Source organism: Bacillus sp. BD59S (assembly GCF_007363175.1).
Taxonomy (GTDB): Bacteria; Bacillota; Bacilli; order Bacillales; family Bacillaceae_G; genus Bacillus_A; species Bacillus_A pacificus.
The window spans coordinates 2,687,642-2,703,595 of sequence record NZ_CP034686.1 but is presented as its reverse complement, the minus strand read 5'-3'; the positions used below and the strand labels follow the sequence as shown (position 1 = coordinate 2,703,595).

The following is a 15,954-nucleotide window of genomic DNA, read 5'->3' as shown; positions in this document are numbered from 1 at the left end:
TTAAAACTGATGCGCAAGAAGTTCTACTACAATCATATAAAGTGGAACCTAATAGCATTATAAAATATAAAATGTTATAATTTGGAATTGATAGTTATTTGAAATTTACGAATTTTTATCAAAGGTAATTTCATCTATTTTATGTTGTAAACTGGTGTCATTTACAGTCATAGGTACATAATAGGCACCTTTCGCCTAAATACCTGGGGGGATTTAGTGAAATAAAATATAGGATAATAGATAGGGGGAGATGTATGGGCACGTTGAAAAAGATTATTAACAACATTTCAAAGGTAATCATAGGTAAAGATGAATCGATTGAGTTGGCTGCAATAGCTCTAATAGCAAAAGGACATATTTTATTAGAAGATGTACCGGGGACAGGAAAAACAACACTTGCGAAAAGTTTGGCTAAAAGCGTGGACGCAAAATTTCAAAGAATACAATTTACAGCGGATACTTTGCCCGGAGATGTTATTGGTCTTGAATATTTTAATGTGAAGGAATCGGATTTTAAAACGAGGTTAGGTCCTATTTTTGCAAATATAGTATTAGTGGATGAAATTAATCGGGCTGTACCGAGAACACAATCTTCGTTACTTGAAGTTATGGAAGAGCGTACTGTTACGATTGCGAAACAGACGCATTCATTACCAGAACCTTTTTTAGTAATTGCAACGCAAAATCCTCTTGAATCTGCTGGTACATTTCCTTTACCTGATGCTCAATTAGACCGATTTTTACTTACGATTCGCCAAGGTTATCCTACGAGAGAAGCTGAAAAGGAAATGATGAATCGGTTTCAAATGAATGATCCGTTAGAAACATTACACTCTATTATTTCAAGTGAAGAAATTATTATGATGCAAAAGCGTGCAAGAGAAGTGTTAGTAGGAAATGATGTGCAAGATTATCTTCTTGAAATTATTGAGGCAACGCGTAAGCATGAGCTAATTGAAATTGGTGTAAGTCCGCGGGGGACGTTGGCTTTTATGAGAGCGATTCAAGCACGGGCTATATTAAATGAAAGAGATTACTGTACGCCAGATGATATAAAGATACTTGCTGCATCTATATGCGCCCATCGTTTAACGTTGACAATTGAAGGGGAGATGAAAACAACAAAAGAACAAATCATGAAAGAAATTATTCATACGATTAATGTGCCGGTGGAGAATGTACGATGAATCAACAACTTGTGTATACACCTTTAGCGGAGCCTTTCGTAATAGGAGTTATGTCAGTTGTAGCCGTTATTTTAAGTGTATTTTCAAATAATCTACTCATATTATCTCTCGTATTTTTATATGTAATTTTAATAGGTGCTATGCATGTTTATATACGTAAAGTATCTCGTGTTAACTGGGAATACGATCAAGGAAATTCGAATGTTTTTATTGGTGAAACGAACAGGTGCAAAATAAAAATTTCAAACAAATCAATTTTCCCTATTTTTAATGTTGTATTCCGATTTAAATGTGAAAATAAGATAACTTGGAATCATGATGAAATAAATAAAAATAATAGTACAGGTTCAAATTATTATATGAATTTTAATGTAAAAGGAAGAGAGTCAGTTTCATTTGATTTACAAGCTGTAGCGTTAAAAAGAGGCATTGCGAAATGGGAAGAGGTTGAAATTGTTATTACTGATCTCTTTGGATTTATAACGAACCATATCACATATAAACAAGTTGATACGCCCTCCTATTTAGTCTTACCAGCTGTTCCGAAAATACAAGTTCCTGAATTACAAGAATGGTCACGAGGATTTCGAAAAGCGATGTCATCACCCTTATATGATGAAACGAAAGTAATGGGAGTAAAGTCTTATGAAAATGAAGATTTTCGTTCCATCCACTGGAGTGCAACAGCGAAAACAGGGACGATAACTGCGAAAAAGTACGAGCGAACGCAATCAGATAAATACGCGATTTACCTCAACTTGCAAAATAAAAGCGGTATTTCTTTGCGAAATGATATAGAGGAACTAATTGAATTAACGGCAGGCATATGTAAACAACTGCTCATGCAAAACTGTTCATTTGAAGTATGGATCAATAGTGTAAAAGATAACGGATTATTGCATATAAAAAATGGTGATAATCGGAAACATTTGCAAAATGTATTAAAGGTACTTGCCTCAATATCGGATCAAGATACACCTATAACTTCTTCTTATTTTTATACAGCTGGATTTCGGCGAAAGGAATTGGATGCGGTTCCTTTAATTATTGGTACTTCACCAAAGAAATACAGTAGAACGAATAAATGGATTGTAATGAAAGAATAAGAAGGGGCTTATGTCATGGTGAATAAAGCGCGGCATATGAAAGTGAAGTTGTGGAGTGTAAGAGCTTTAATCATACTTTTCTTTGCGATTAGTGCAATAACGTTATCACAAGGTGTTGTGTATGTGCAAGACATAGTAAAAGAACGTTTTTTTAGTGAAAAGAAATCTGAAAAAAATTATAAGGAGACTATAAACTACGGTGATACTGAAGAGTATGGAACACCTATAGAAGAGAAGAAAGTAGGAGATAATGGGGAGAGAACGACAACGGGTAAAAAATTTAAAGGTTTTGAAAAGGAAAGTTCATGGGGACACATGTTTTCTGTACTTTCAAATTCATGGATTAGTATAGTTTTTTATGTAATGATTGCAGGGATAATTATATATTTTCTTTATAAATCCGTTAGGAAAAAGGTAACGAAATCCGAAATAGAACAGGATAAACAATCGATAACAAATGAAAATACAGACAGAATCGAAAAGAATAAGAAAGTGAAGCATCAGTTAGAACAGCCGTTACCACCAAATACGATAAGAAAAACGTTAGTTGAATGGGAAAGAACTTTACCATTTCATGAACAGAGAAGATCCTATGAAACGATGCAACAGTGGTTAAAAAGAATTTGTAGAACAAGGGATATTATCCCGTTATATGAGTCTGTTCGTTATGGGGAAAAGACGTATACGGATATAGATGTGGAAGAAATAATGAAGTGGGTAGAGGGAGGTGGGAAGGTGGATATGTAAATATCCACCTTTTCTTTTTTTATACGGAAATTTGATTAACATGAATTATTTTCTTATATGAAACCGTATTTAAATAGGTAAACAAAATGAACATTATTTACTTATACTTCATTCCGTGTTAACCTATACTTAATTTTTATAAAATATACTTAATTTTTAAGTTTTTAAGGGTGTGAAAATGTAATGAAATCAGTATTGAAAAGCATACTTATTTCCTTTGTTTTTTCTGCAGTAAGTATGTGTTGGTTGCTGTTCTTATTATTCAAAGGGGAAGGAGACTGGTTATTGTCTTGGATAGGCGTATTAATGGCATATTTATCTTTATTATATACTTTAATAGATTTATATTGTAAAACTACATACGATAAAAAAATAAGTAAATGGCTTATAAAAACAGCGGTGACTAGCTTTAGTTTTGCTGTATTAGGAATCTCATTTTGTATCATACACGAGCTATTAACACCATGGAGTCTCAGTTTAATGGTGTGGTATTGGTTGGTAATGTTAGTGTTATTTTTAACGACCATACTATCATTAGTCAGTCTCGTATTTGTTAATCATAAAAATCATAATTTCACCGGTGTATATAGAATACTTATACTTCTAAATCTACTTCTTACGTTAGGACCAGTATTATGGCCACTATTACTTTCTATTATCGGAAATGGTATGAACGCTAGTGCAGGATGGTAAAGGTGAATATAGATTAGTTGTTTAAATAAAAGAGAACGTGTTTACATAAAAAATGAAAACACGTTCTTTTTTATTCATTTTAATACGAACACAATGACTCATCTTAAAATAATTAAGATAAGGTGAAATAAAAACGGGGGAGGTTAAGGGACTTTCCTTATTTTTTATGCCCTTTTTATTTTCATACATAATTCTTTCTCAGCAGATTGTATCAAACTTTGAACGTAAGTATTTCGTAAGGAATGGATAAGAAAAAAGAGAGTTTTATCATATAGGATAAAAGTATAGCTTGAATCAATACGATATGAATAGGGGAGAGAAAACCTTATGAAAAAATGTAATTCAATGAAGTTAGCGAGTTTGACAGTTTTATTAGCGGGTACTACTCTATTTACACCTGGTTTTACTGTAAAAGCAGAATCTACTCAAAATATTTCTCATTCGTCACAAGAACCTAATCAAAAGAATCGGAATGGATGGAAACAAGTAATGCAGGAAACACTACAAATTGGGGCACCGGGGGTATTAGCTAAGACGTCTAATAAAGGGAAAGTTAATAGTTATACTGCTGGCGTGGCGGATTTAATTACAAAGAAACCGGTGAAATCAGATTTTCGCTTTCGGATTGGTAGTGTGACGAAAACTTTTACTGCCACGACTGTTCTTCAATTAGTAGGAGAAAATCGCGTACAACTTGACGATCCAATTGAAAAGTGGCTGCCGGGTCTCGTGCAAGGAAATGGGTATGATGGAAATCAAATTACGATACGACAACTTTTGAATCATACGAGTGGTATCGCTGAATACTTAAAGTCAAAAGACGCTGACGTAATGAATTCGAAAAAAACGTATACAGCAGAAGAAATAGTGAAAATAGGCCTTTCTCTGCCTCCAGATTTCTCGCCTGGCAAAGACTGGTTGTATTCAAACACAGGATATGTAATATTGGGAATGCTAATTGAAAAAATAACTGGTAATAGTTATGCGGAAGAAATTGAAAAGCGAATTATTGAACCTCTGGACTTGCCAAATACGTTTTTACCAGGAAATTCACCCGTCATCCCAGGAAAGAATCATGCTCGTGGATATGTGAAAATGGAAGAAACAGGCGAGTTGAAAGACATTACGTATTATAATCCGAGTTTAGCTAATGCAGCTGGAGATATGATTTCTAATGCGGATGATTTAAACAAGTTCTTTTCATCTTTACTCGGTGGTAAGTTACTGAAGGAACGCGAGTTAAAAGAAATGCTTACTACAGTTCCTGTAGAAGGAAAAGGGGTTGGGGATGGATATGGTCTTGGAATCTATGAGACTAAACTTCCAAATGGTGTCTCAGTATGGGGGCACGGAGGATCAATTCCTGGGTTTATGACTTTTGCTGGTGGAGTAATTGGAGGCAAGCATACATTTGCTGTCAATGTTAACTCTTTAGGTCCGGTTGATATTCTTACACAGTTTGATAAAATGATGCAAGTTGAATTTAATAAATAGATGAAGAAAAAGCGAATAGGTTTCTGCAATAGTTGTAAATAAAAGAGATGCTTTTTAAATTTCACAAATAAGGACAGTATTAACATTCATGATATGGTATTAAGTATATGTAGAACATAAATATGATACAAGTGTATTTCAAAGTGCAATTCAATCTTATAGTTTAGTATAAAAAGGATGTAAGTTGCATGACATCCTTTTTGTTGTGGGACAAAGAGGTGTTGTTTGTTTTGAAAATTGTTATCTTTGGGAGTATTCCATATAATGAGAGGTATAGGGGCTATACAGGGGAGTTATGAATGGATAATACTTTAGTTTGTTAATTATTTTGTTTTAATAAAAAAGTAAATTGATTTGGAGTGAAATACATTGGGACAAAATCAGTTTAGATGGAGTAACAAGCAATTACGAGAACATGTTGAAATAATAGACGGTACAAGAAGTCCACACAAATTATTAAAGAATGCAACATACTTAAATTCCTATATACGTGAATGGATGCAAGCAAATATTTGGATTTATGATGACCGTATTATATATGTAGGAGAAAAGTTGCCAGAGCAACTATATGAATGTGAAGTCATTGATTGTGATGGAAAGTATGTTGTTCCTAGTTACATAGAACCGCATGCACATCCATATCAATTATATAATCCAGAGACGTTAGCGAATCATGCGATGCAATCCGGGACAACAACTTTTATTAATGATAATTTAACTCTATTTTTCACATTAAAGCGTAAAGAATCGTTTCATTTATTAGATGAATTTAAAAAGATTCCAGCTAGCATGTATTGGTGGTGCCGTTTTGATGGACAAACTGAATTGCAAAATGGGGAATCTATATTTAATCGTGAAGAAATAATAGAGTGGCTACAGCATGAAGCAGTTCTTCAAGGAGGAGAGCTAACAGCATGGCCAAAATTATTACATGGCGATGATGAAATGCTAACTTGGGTGCAGGAAACAAAGCGATTACAGAAAAAAGTAGAAGGACATTTCCCAGGAGCATCAGAAGCAACGTTAGCAAAATTAAAACTGTTAGGTACAGACTGTGATCATGAAGCGATGACAGGACAAGAGGCGTTAACTCGTCTTATGCAAGGTTACACTGTTTCTCTTCGAAACTCTTCGATCCGACCAGATTTAGAAGTTTTACTGAAAGAATTACTAGAATTAGGTGTGAAGCAATTTGATAGATTCATTTTCACAACAGACGGTTCCCATCCGTCCTTTTATGAAAACGGAATGACGAATGTAATGATTACTATTGCTATAAAGCAAGGTGTTCCAGTAATAGATGCGTATCATATGGCAAGTTATAATATTGCTCGTTATTATAATATGGAGCATATACATGGTTCGATTGCAACAGGGAGAATTGCCAATATCAATATTTTAGAAAGTAAAGAAAATCCAGTACCAACAAGCGTTATTGCAAAGGGGAAATGGGTGAAGCGTGACGGTGTAAATACACATGAAGCATTACGTATAGACTGGAGTAAATGTAAAGTAACTCCATTATCCTTAGATTGGTCCATAGAAAAAGAGGATATGACTTTCTCTAATAAAACGGGGATACACTTATTAAATAACGTTATAACAAAGCCATATGCTAGTGAAATCAACATAGACTGTGATGAATTGTCCACAGATCATGATGAATGTTTCCTTATGATGATTGCTCGTGATGGCAGTTGGCGAGTGAATACAGTTGTGAAAGGTTTTGCGAAAGAACTAGGTGGGCTTGCTAGCTCTTATTCTGGTACAGGTGACATCATTCTTATTGGAAAGAGTAAAGGAGATATGCTTACAGCTTTTCATAGGATAAAAGAGCTTGGCGGGGGAATGGCCATAGCTGAAAAGAATGAAGTAATACATGAAATAGCATTACCATTGCTCGGGATTATGTCTAATTTAAAAATGAGTGAATTAATACAAGAAGAGAAACAGATGGTGAAATTATTGCAAGAGCGTGGCTACGCGTATGATGATCCAGCATTTACAATTTTATTCTTTTCTGCGACGCACTTGCCTTTTATACGGGTAACGCCTATAGGGCTATATGACGTAAAAAGTGGAAGGGTAGTTGCTTCGCCGGTGAATGTAATAAATCAATATTAGACGGAAAGATTCTATGAAAGATTTATTTTATAGGATCTTTCTCATTTCTAGCATAAGAATATTGCAAGCCTCAAATGATACAGTATATAAATCATTTGAGGTGATATGTAAATATGAAAAAAACATTATACATTTTAAGCATATTTATTCTGTGTGTATCAATACAACATGTTGTACATTCCCAATCAGATGCACCAAGGTTATCTTCGGATTGTCTTGAGGAAAGGAAAATTCGAGATGAAAAGTATGTGAAGAATATAATACAGGACATTAAATCCACATTTAATTTAAATATTGATGAACATAGTTTTTGGGAAGTAAGTAAAAGAGATCTGGAGGCTGCCCATTTGATGTATGGTGGAAAGGAAAATGATTCTTATTATAATTCGCTAACTAAAATTTATGATAGTGGTGGATTTAGCGAGCAGCCTAGCTTATTTGTGAGGGCGCAAGAAGCATTTTTACTTTATAAAGAAAAAGATAATATAAATGTAATGAAACACTTAAACCTAGATGTTGAAAAAGGGGAATGGGTCGTTATAAAAACGAAAAAGAAGAAAGGGAAAAAAGTGAAATTTAAGCCGTTACAATGTGAAAAAGATTATTTAAAAAAGAGAAATGAATAACAAAATACTTATGAATGCTGTTTTTATTCAACGATATTTTGCTGTTAATTTGAAATAGAAAAAGGTAAACGAACATATTAGCTTTATGGAATATGTTTGTTTACCTTTTTTGAGAGATTTAAAAATTGGGGATATTGTTAGTTGAAAATTATATACTGGCTAATGAACTTATAACATTCAATGAATTTGTTTTTCATAAACATTAGATTTTGTGTCAAATGATTTATACATTGCCGAACCACCTATGTATATTTTATTCTACAGTATTTATAAAAGAATGTTAGCTATTCATAAGAAATATGATTGGCACAGTTTTTGCTTATATTAAATGTAAGGAAGGGAGATTGTATGTAAGGAATCTGTACTCGTAATAGTATAAAACAAGCTACTATTGCATTATTAATCATAGTTGTATTTATAGGGGAACTGTAAATACATATAAATAAGTAGTTTTTTGAAATTAAAATTCAGAATTTTCTTTTAAATTATTAGGGGGCAATGGTATGGTTAAATATTCGAAAATTTCTAAGTGGATTCTTGGTGTTGGACTAGTAACTATAACATGTAATGGTTTGCAAATTCAAGCAGAAACAAAAGAGAAAAATGTGAAGAACGTATTACAAATGGAACCGGTAGGAATACAGAAATCTGTTGATGAATTGGCACACCCTTCAAAAATACAAGAAAATGCATCTTTTACAAAACGGTTAAAATTATCGGATTTATCGCAGCGTCCACTAGCACCAGCCGATAATATTAAACCGTTAATTGAAGAAAAAAAGTATTCAATGGCTGAATTAAATCAATTAAATAATAAACAATTAACTGATCTTCTTGTGACAATTAAATGGTATCAAATTCCGGAATTATTTCAGTTTAATAGTGATAGTCTTAAATTCTATCAAGATGATAGCCGAATGCAAGCAATTATTAATAAACTAGCAGAACAAGGACAAGCTTATACGAAAGATGATTCAAAAGGGATTGAAACATTAGTAGAAGCTCTACGTGCAGCATTTTATTTAGGTTTTTACCATGATGAATTAAGCAAACTAAATGAGCGTAGCTACCATGATAAATGTTTACCAGCTTTAAAAACAATTGCAAAAAATCCAAATTTCAAACTTGGTACATCAGAACAAAATAAAGTAATTGCATCATATGGAAAATTAATTGGAAATGCATCAGCAGATGTTGAAACGGTTTTATACGCAGGTGAAATTTTTAAACAATATAACGATAACCTTGCAACTTTCATTGAAGACCGAACAAAAGGAGACGCTATATATGAGTTGATGAAGGGAATTGACTTTGATATTCAGACGGATATGTACACGACTGGAAAAGAGCCGAAAGATACGATGTGGTTTCGAAATATTGATAACTTTATTAATGAAGTAAATCGTTTTGCACTACTTGGTACAGTAACAAATAAAAACGGATGGTTAATTAATAATGGAATTTACTATGCTGGCCGATTGGGCAAGCTTCATAGCACGCCGACAAAAGGACAACAAGTTGTTACAGATGCAATGCGAGTTTATCCATATTTAGGGGAGCAATACTTTGTTGCGGCAGAACAAATTACTACAAATTATGGAGGAATAGATGCGAACGGAAAAACTGTAAATTTAGATCAAATTCGAGAAGAGGGTAAAAAGAAATATTTACCGAAAACGTATACGTTTGATGATGGAGCAATTGTCCTTAAAGCTGGGGATAAAGTTAGTGAAGAGAAAATTAAACGTCTATACTGGGCGGCAAAAGAAGTGCGTTCGCAATTTTATCGTACAGTTGGTAGCGATAAACCACTTGAAAGTGGACATGCTGATGATGTGTTAACGATGGTTATTTATAATAGCCCAGATGAGTATCAATTTAATCGTCAACTGTACGGATATGAAACGAATAATGGTGGGATTTATATTGAAGGGACAGGGACTTTCTTTACATATGAACGTACACCAGAGCAAAGTATTTATAGTTTGGAAGAATTGTTCCGCCATGAATTTACGCACTACTTACAGGGAAGGTACGAAGTTCAGGGATTATGGGGCCAAGGGGAAATGTATCAAAATGAACGTTTAACATGGTTTGAAGAAGGGAATGCAGAGTTCTTTGCAGGTGCAACGCGATTAGATAGTGTAGTACCGCGAAAAAGTATAATTGGCGGGTTATCTAATGATCCTGCAAAACGTTATACAGCATCACAAACATTAAATGCGAAATATGGAACGTGGGATTTTTATAATTATTCGTTTGCACTGCAATCATATATGTATAATAAGCGCCCAGAAATGTTTGATAAAGTGCATGATTTAATTCGCGCAAATGATGTTTCAAGTTACGATGCATACCGTGCTACTTTAAGCAAAGATAATAAGTTAAATGAAGAATATCAATCTTATATGCAAATGCTTATTGATAATCGCGATAAGTATACAATTCCACAAGTATCAGATGAGTATTTAACTCAGCATGATCCAAAATCGCTTTCGGACGTTACTTCAGATATTACGAATGAAGCGAAATTAAAAGATGTGAAAGTAACAAAGAATAAATCACAATTCTTTAATACATTTACACTACAGGGGACATATACAGGAAGTGCAGCTAAAGGAGAAGTTGAGGACTGGAAAGTGATGAATGAAGCAACAAATGATATGTTGAAACGTCTTTCAGGAAAAGAGTGGACTGGATATAAAACATTGACTGCTTATTTTGTAAATTACCGTGTAAATAATGCTGGACAATATGAATATGATGTTGTGTTTAGCGGAGTGAATACGGAAGAAGGTACGGCGGTAGAAAAAGAACCAAATAATTCATTTGAAACAGCAAACCCACTATCTTTGAATATTTTGTTAAGAGGAACCTTGAGCGATCAAGATCAGGGGGATAAATTTGTTATTGATGTAAAGGATCAAAAAGATTTACAGATTTCTGTTACGAACGAACAAAATCTTGGACTGAACTGGGTATTATATTCTGAATCAGATTTAAATAATTATGTAGCTTATGCAACAAAACGTGATGGGAATAAATTGCTTGGAAATTATAATGCAAAGCCAGGGAAATATTACTTAAGTGTATATAAGTATGGTGGTGGAGCAGGGAATTATACGGTGCAAGTAAAATAGTTTACTATAGTTTGTTTTGAAAGGCTACTTATTGTATTTTTTAGCTGAGTAAGGTATTTAATGTTAAACATTAAACTACTTCAATATACCCTTGTTCTAATTATAGAACAAGGGTATATTGATTTTATATTGTTAAATTAGATAACCTCATTAGATTTTGACAAGAAAATAATTAATATTGCTTGGAATTCTCATTCGTAAAGCATGTTTTAATCTTCTTAATGCTCTTTCATTTTTGTCTCAATGCTTGCTTTTAAATCAGTTGATACTTGATTGAAATACCCCAAAACTATCTTCCTAATATCATTGGATATAATTTTCAAATCACCAGCTAAGTTTTCAGCAAGATGTTCTTTTTCTATTGGTTTTAACTTTGCATAAAATTCACCAGCCTGCGTAAAGTCATCTTGTTTCGTTATAGAAGTTCTTTCAAGTTTACCTTCAACGTACCTTCCGTCACCGCTTGTTATTTGATTAGCAGGTGTCCAATCTTTTTGCTTGTTAATCGTTAATTTCCGAAATTCGGGACCAATTCTTCTTCTTTGAGAATCACTATAAATGTTCGCGCGTCCTTGCAACATTTTATCATCTGATAGTTCTGCACCATCCAGTAAATTAGAAGGGGAGAATGCGACTTTCTCTACTTGTTCCATAAAATTTTCAGGATTTTTATTTAATACCATTTTCCCGACTGGTATAAGAGGATACGTCTTTTCATCCCATACTTTTGTGTCATCTAAAGGATCATAGGATAGGTGTGCTTCATCTTTCGGATCCATGAGCTGGACATATAAACCATATTCCACTGGTTTACCATTTGCAATTGCATCATATAAATCTTTCCCGCTATAATCTGGGTTTTCAGCAGCCAGTTTATTTGCTTCCTCACTAGTAATGAATTGTACACCTTCAAATGGGTACCAATGATACTTTACATACTTTCGATTACCGTCTGCATTTCTCCAAACATATGTATTTACACTATGTCCTGGGATGCGGCGAAGGCTTTTGGCCGTACCATTATCAGAGTACAAACGGACAACGAAATGTATGGATTCAGGTGCTCTAGCGACAAAACTCCAAAATCTATTAGGGTCTATTAAGTTATTTTTAGGGGAAGGTGACAACGCTTGAATTGTTTCAGGGAAACGCATCGGATCGCGAACAGAAAAGACAGGAATGTGATTACATAATAGATCGAAAATACCTTCTTTTGTATAAAATTTTGTAGAAAAACCGCGTACATTTCTAGCAGTATCAGGTGTTCCTTTCGTACTAACAGCTAATGAAAATCGCACCATAACGGGAACTTTCTCATTAGCGTTTTGTAGGAAATTTAGTTTCGTATGTTCGGGCATTGGATAGATTGTTTGAAAATAACCGAACGCACCAAATCCTTTTACATGAACAGGTCTTTCTAAAATTTTTTCGTGAATAAATTCTTGTAACGCCTCGTGAAGCACACTATCTTGCTCTAGAACAGGTCCACGTGAACCAACTGTTTGAGAGTGAATTATAGCTTGTTCATTACGTTCTCCATTATCATTAAAGTCTTTCCCTAGTAAAGATTGCCTCTGTTTTTCATAGTTTTCATCCATCAATATAGCCTCCAAATCTTTTTTGTCCATTGATACTAAATATGATTTTATAGCCCTGATTATGTATAACACGTTAAGTTCAAACTAGTAACAGACCGCTAGATGAAAAAAACGCGTATGTAGTGGACCTGTTGAAATAGAAGAAATTATGGAAAAATGAATATCGGGAAGAACATTACTATTAAAATTTCAATCTTAAAAATGAATTTATACATGACTTTATAGAAAATGAACATAAATAAAACAGGGAAAATAACTGGGAGGAATGTAACATGTCGGATTGGTTTCAATTAGATAAAGAGTATATGATGTCAACGTACTGTCGTACAAAGCTTGCGATAGAAAGAGGAGAAGGGTGTAAGCTGTATGATGTGGATGGTAAAGAGTATATAGATTTATTTTCTGGTGTCGGAGTAAATGTATTAGGATACAATCACCCGAAAATCGTACAAACAACGATGGATCAAGTTACGAAGTCGTTGCATCTACCGTTTCATTTTTTAAATCCAGTTGCGATTGAATATGCAAAGAAATTAGTTGATTGCTCTTTAAAAAACGGAAAGGTCTTTTTTACAAACTCTGGTACGGAAGCGACAGAAACAACGTTGAAATTAATTGATAAATATAGAGCTATTACGCAGGAAGAACGTGAAGGAATCGTAGTGTTGAAGAATAGTTTTCACGGGCGTACGTTAGGAGCACTTCATTTTACGAGACAAGAAAGTGTGTATCAAAATTTTCCTAAAACATCGATCCCGGTATATGAAGTTGAGCGCGAGAATATAGAGCAATTAGAAGAAACAATTATAAATGAAAATCCAATAGCGATTCTGTTAGAACCTGTATTAGGAAGCGGGGGGATTTATCCATTATCGGGTGAATATTTACATGGTGTTCAAAACTTATGTGAGAAATATAATGTACTACTTATCGTTGATGAAGTTCAAAGTGGTATGGGGAGAACAGGAAAACTATTCGCTTATCAAAATTTCAATATTACACCAGATATTATTCAAATTGGTAAAGGTGCAGGAGGCGGGATACCACTTGGCGGAATTATTGTAGGTGAAAGGTTATGTGATGTATTTGCGCCAGGAGATCACGGCACAACATTTGCTCATTCATCAATGGGAACGGCTTTAGGATTAACTGTATTAAATACATTAATTGATGATGGGTTAATGCAAGAAGCTTATGAAACGTCACTATATTTGAATGACAAACTGCAAGACATTCAGAAAGAAAATTCTTATTATATTCAGGAAGTGCGTCATGCGGGGATGATGTTTGGGATAAGTGTGAATGACACGAATGAAAATGTGAAGAAATTACAGATTGAGTTAATGAATAAAGGAATGCTAGTCGATGTAACACAAGGGAATATTATTCGATTACTTCCACCGTATATTATTACGAAAGAGGAAATTGACGCATTCACTTATGAGTTTATTTCCTGTATTCATAACATAGCTACTACAGCAAGTATTTAAAAAAATATAAAAAAATATAAAAAGCTGAAGAAGGCGCTATTTTAGCGGCTTCTTCAGCTTTTTAAAATAGAAAATTACTTAACCTAGAGAGCATCTCATTGGACAAATAATTAATTATGTGAAACAATAATAACAGATAAGGAGACGTTAATTTTCCTTAAGTGCTTCGAATTAATTTTATTCAATAAGAGAAGGTGTGCTTAAAGAAGTTAAATTAAATAAGGAGCTGTTTTATTATATGCAACAAAATAATGATTTAAATTTTGAACCTCAAGACGTTAATATTGTCAATCCTAAACAAGCCAGGAAAGCAGTAGTTGCTACTGGTATAGGGAATGCAATGGAGTGGTTTGACTTCGGATTATACGCGTATTTAGCGGTAATTTTAAGTCAATTATTCTTCTCAGGTGTTGATAATAGTGGATTGCAACTTGTACTTACATTTGGTACATTTGCTGCAGCCTTTCTCGTTCGACCAATCGGGGGTGTATTCTTTGGTAGAATAGGAGATAAGTACGGCCGAAAAATCGTGTTAAGTACTACTATTATTTTAATGGCACTTTCTACATTATTCATCGCATTACTACCAACCTATGAACAAATTGGTGTATGGGCACCAATACTACTTTTAGTTGCCCGAATGATTCAAGGCTTCTCTACAGGCGGCGAATATTCAGGTGCAATGGTTTATATCGCAGAATCTTCTCCAGATAAAAAGCGTGGTATACTCGGTAGTGGTCTTGAAATTGGAACACTCTCAGGTTACATTGCTGCATCGGTAATTGTTACCATTTTGACGTTATTGTTAACAGATGAGCAGATGCTCAGCTGGGGCTGGCGTATTCCGTTCTTAATAGCTGCACCAATTGGTTTGGTCGGTTTATACTTACGTCGTCATCTAGATGAATCTCCAATCTTTGAAGAGATGGAAAAAGCACAAGAGGAATCTGAAGACAATGAACAATTTTCATTTATGGATATTATGAAATATCACAAAAAAGACTTCTTATTAAGCACAGTAATTGTCGCCTTCTTTAATATTACGAATTATATGATTCTTTCGTATATTCCTTCTTATCTAACTCAAGTACTTAAAGTTGAAGAAACAACAGGCTTATTAATTATTTCTATTACGATGGCACTTATGATTCCACTAGCACTATATTTCGGTAAATTAAGTGATAAAATTGGTAATAAACGTGTTGTGCAAATTGGTTTGCTTGGTTTAACTGTATTTGCAATTCCAGCATTTTTACTAATAGGAAACGGACATATTGCAGCTATATTTGCAGGTATTTTCGTATTAGGTTTCTTCCTAAGTGTGTATGAAGGAACATTACCTTCATTATTACCATCACTCTTTTTCACCGATGTACGTTATCGAGCACTTTCGATCTCATTTAATATTTCAGTATCGATATTCGGTGGAACTACACCGCTCGTATGTTCATACTTAGTTCATGCGACTGGTAACCCGCTCGCACCGGCATTTTATTTAACAGGTGTAAGTATTATTGGATTAGTTGTATTTAGTGTCCTATTCGTTACAACATCAGGACGTGCGCTAAAAGGTTCATATCCTACAGTAGAAACGAAGAAAGAAGCACACCAAATCGCTAAAGAAGACCCTGAAGAAACACTTTGGTGGCATGAAGAGTCATTAGAGATTGAAGCAGGAAAAAACGCCTCAATTTAAAAAGTAACGTAGAAGTATAAAAAGACTCCTATGAAAATAGGAGTCTTTTTGTT

General features: G+C 34.0%; 11 protein-coding genes. 10 read left to right on the top strand and 1 reads right to left on the bottom strand.

Annotated features, from left to right (window positions below; translation table 11 throughout):
- Positions 1-254 precede the first annotated feature (254 nt).
- The 8 genes from EKQ63_RS16020 (at position 255) to colA (ending at position 11,117) form a co-directional block, all read left to right on the top strand.
- Entirely contained in the window at positions 255-1,187 is a 933-nt protein-coding gene (locus EKQ63_RS16020; protein WP_087953274.1) for an AAA family ATPase, read from the top strand.
- Positions 1,184-2,293: a DUF58 domain-containing protein gene (locus EKQ63_RS16015; RefSeq protein ID WP_088327534.1), complete on the top strand. Its 1,110-nt coding sequence runs from the start codon at positions 1,184-1,186 to the stop codon at positions 2,291-2,293. The genes EKQ63_RS16020 and EKQ63_RS16015 overlap by 4 nt, the downstream gene beginning before the upstream one ends.
- A 15-nt stretch (positions 2,294-2,308) precedes the next feature.
- Positions 2,309-3,040, top strand: a complete 732-nt coding sequence (locus EKQ63_RS16010; RefSeq protein ID WP_087953276.1) for a hypothetical protein — start codon at positions 2,309-2,311, stop codon at positions 3,038-3,040.
- A 183-nt stretch (positions 3,041-3,223) separates the two neighbouring features.
- Positions 3,224-3,733, top strand: coding sequence for a DUF3902 family protein (locus EKQ63_RS16005; RefSeq protein ID WP_143881255.1), 510 nt, complete (start codon positions 3,224-3,226; stop codon positions 3,731-3,733).
- A gap of 327 nt (positions 3,734-4,060) precedes the next feature.
- Positions 4,061-5,227 (top strand): serine hydrolase domain-containing protein, encoded by a 1,167-nt coding sequence (locus EKQ63_RS16000; RefSeq protein ID WP_143881254.1) that lies wholly within the window; start codon positions 4,061-4,063, stop codon positions 5,225-5,227.
- A gap of 369 nt (positions 5,228-5,596) precedes the next feature.
- The gene (locus EKQ63_RS15995) at positions 5,597-7,351 is read left to right on the top strand and encodes an adenine deaminase C-terminal domain-containing protein (protein ID WP_087953279.1); all 1,755 of its coding nucleotides are present in this window, start codon (positions 5,597-5,599) and stop codon (positions 7,349-7,351) included.
- Between the two features lie 113 nt (positions 7,352-7,464).
- A complete protein-coding gene (locus EKQ63_RS15990; RefSeq protein WP_087953280.1) occupies positions 7,465-7,977 on the top strand; it encodes a hypothetical protein in 513 nt (170 codons plus the stop codon).
- Positions 7,978-8,480: 503 nt separating this feature from the next.
- Positions 8,481-11,117 (top strand): collagenase ColA, encoded by a 2,637-nt coding sequence (gene colA, locus EKQ63_RS15985; RefSeq protein WP_143881253.1) that lies wholly within the window; start codon positions 8,481-8,483, stop codon positions 11,115-11,117.
- 218 nt (positions 11,118-11,335) lie between these two features.
- Here the strand turns inward: colA and EKQ63_RS15980 are convergent, their stop codons facing one another.
- Positions 11,336-12,745: a catalase gene (locus EKQ63_RS15980; RefSeq protein WP_143881252.1), complete on the bottom strand. Its 1,410-nt coding sequence runs from the start codon at positions 12,743-12,745 to the stop codon at positions 11,336-11,338.
- A gap of 242 nt (positions 12,746-12,987) precedes the next feature.
- Between EKQ63_RS15980 and EKQ63_RS15975 the strand changes: the two genes are divergently transcribed.
- A complete protein-coding gene (locus EKQ63_RS15975; protein WP_087953283.1) occupies positions 12,988-14,205 on the top strand; it encodes an aspartate aminotransferase family protein in 1,218 nt (405 codons plus the stop codon).
- Between the two features lie 238 nt (positions 14,206-14,443).
- Positions 14,444-15,901 carry an MFS transporter gene (locus tag EKQ63_RS15970; protein ID WP_001186943.1) on the top strand — a complete coding sequence of 486 codons (1,458 nt, stop codon included), beginning with the start codon at positions 14,444-14,446 and terminating at the stop codon, positions 15,899-15,901.
- The last annotated feature ends 53 nt before the right edge of the window (positions 15,902-15,954 follow it).